The organism is Oleiphilus sp. HI0132 (assembly GCF_001635845.1).
In genome coordinates this window covers 1-1932 of the sequence record NZ_LWGJ01001078.1, presented here as the reverse complement: position 1 = coordinate 1932, position 1932 = coordinate 1, and the positions used below count along the sequence as shown (strand labels likewise).

At 45.5% G+C, this 1932-nt stretch carries 2 protein-coding genes; one reads left to right on the top strand and one right to left on the bottom strand.

What is annotated here, in order from left to right; genetic code table 11:
• On the top strand, positions 1-1214 hold a 1214-nt coding region (locus A3766_RS13820), incomplete at its 5' end, for a bifunctional diguanylate cyclase/phosphodiesterase (RefSeq protein WP_156508901.1).
• 62 nt (positions 1215-1276) lie between these two features.
• On the opposite strand, the gene A3766_RS13815 is transcribed toward A3766_RS13820, so the two are convergent.
• Positions 1277-1932, bottom strand: a 656-nt coding sequence (locus A3766_RS13815; RefSeq protein ID WP_068642374.1) for a PLP-dependent cysteine synthase family protein, incomplete at its 5' end; no start/stop codon positions are given.

Below are 1932 nucleotides of genomic sequence, written 5' to 3'. Positions count from 1 at the left end.
AGCGAAAGTTTGCGTTTCTCTACCTTGACCTTGATAACTTCAAACACATTAATGATGCCCTAGGGCACCTGGTTGGTGATAACTTATTGTCTGTGGTTGCCGACCGACTTAAAAGTTGTGTTTCTGATATTGATATTGCAGCGCGTACCGGTGGCGATGAATTTTGCCTTGTGCTTAGTGGTGTTCACAGTGAAAAGAAGGTTGTTGAGCTTGCAAGAAAGGTGCTGAGAGTGCTGGAAGAGCCCGTTGCGATTGAGGGAAGGCGCCTTTCTGTATCATCGAGTATTGGCATCACATTGTCGCTTTTGGATGGTGTATCCGCTGCAACCTTGTTGCAAAATGCCGATCTAGCGATGTATCAAGCCAAAGCCTCAGGTAAGAATAGCTACCATATCTTCAATCACCAGCTCCATAAAGATGCTGACTCGCGTATGGCCTTGGAGGAAGAGTTGCGCCATGCTGTCGAACGGGAAGAGTTTGTATTGCACTATCAACCGCAAATGGATTTGAGTACCGGAAAGCTGATTGGTTGCGAAGCTCTATTAAGGTGGCAGCATCCTAAGCGCGGTCTGTTATCGCCATTTTTCTTTATCGATATGGTAGAGAATAACGGTCTGATTATTCCCATTGGTAAGTGGATTATTCATGAAGCTTGCCGCCAGTGTGCCGATTGGCAGCAGCGCGGACTATGTGATGTTAAAATGTCGATCAACTTGTCAGCTCGCCAGTTTAGTGATCCTGACTTACTTAACGATATTACTCAGGCAATTTCTTTGCACCGTGTTAACCCCGAGAACCTAGAGTTTGAGGTGACTGAGTCCTTGTTAGCGACCGATATTAAGCATGCGATTTCCTTATTGAAAGAGTTGCAGTCTTTGGGACTAACCATTGCAATTGATGACTTTGGTACGGGATATTCTTCTCTTAACTATCTTAAGCAGCTCCCTCTGGATAAACTCAAGGTCGACCGTGCATTTATTATGGACTTACCCAACGATAATGATGACAAGCAGATCACGGCGGCAATTGTTGCTATGGCACATACTTTGAACTTGAAGGTGGTGGCTGAAGGTGTGGAAACAGTTGAGCAGATGGCTTTCTTGCAAGAGTTGGGTTGTGAGATTGGGCAGGGATATCTATTTGACAAGCCCTTGAGTGCTGATGAGTTCTTCTCGTCCCCGCTTAAGTCTGTCGGGTTTAAGCCAAATAACTAAGATAGGCTTTGATTTCCAGGATATTTCAAAGCGGGGCGTAAGCCCCGCTCATGGTTCAAGGTCTAGAACAGATCTTCGATCGATAAATAGCGTTCGCCAGTATCATAACTGAAAATCACGATGCGGCTGCCAGGAGTAAATTCAGCTTCCTTCTTTTTAACTGCGGCTAAGGTAGCGCCAGAAGAAATACCTACAAAAATCCCTTCCTGCTTTGCACACTCACGTGCCATGTCGAAAGAGTCTTTTTCAGATACTTGAATTGTTCCTGTCAGTATCTCAGTGTTCATGATGTCAGGAATAAAGCCAGCGCCGATACCTTGAAGGCGATGCAGTCCTTTTTCGCAACCACTGATCACTGCGGACTTTTCGGGTTCAACTGCGTAGGATTGTATAGAAGGGAAGGCTTTACGAAGTTCCTCTGTACAGCCAGTGATATGACCGCCAGTGCCAACACCGGTAATCAGATAATCAAGACCATCGGGGAAATCGGAAATAATCTCTTGCGCAGTAGTACGGCGATGGATCGCAACATTTTCAGCATTGGTAAATTGTTGTGGCATCCAGTGATTACTGCCTTTTGTAACTAGTTCGGCAGCTGTTTCAATTGCACCGCCCATGCCTTTTTCTTTTGGTGTTAGTACGAGCTCGGCACCCAGAGCTGTCATGTACTTTCGACGTTCTATAGACATTGACTCCGGCATAACTAGAATCAGCTTAT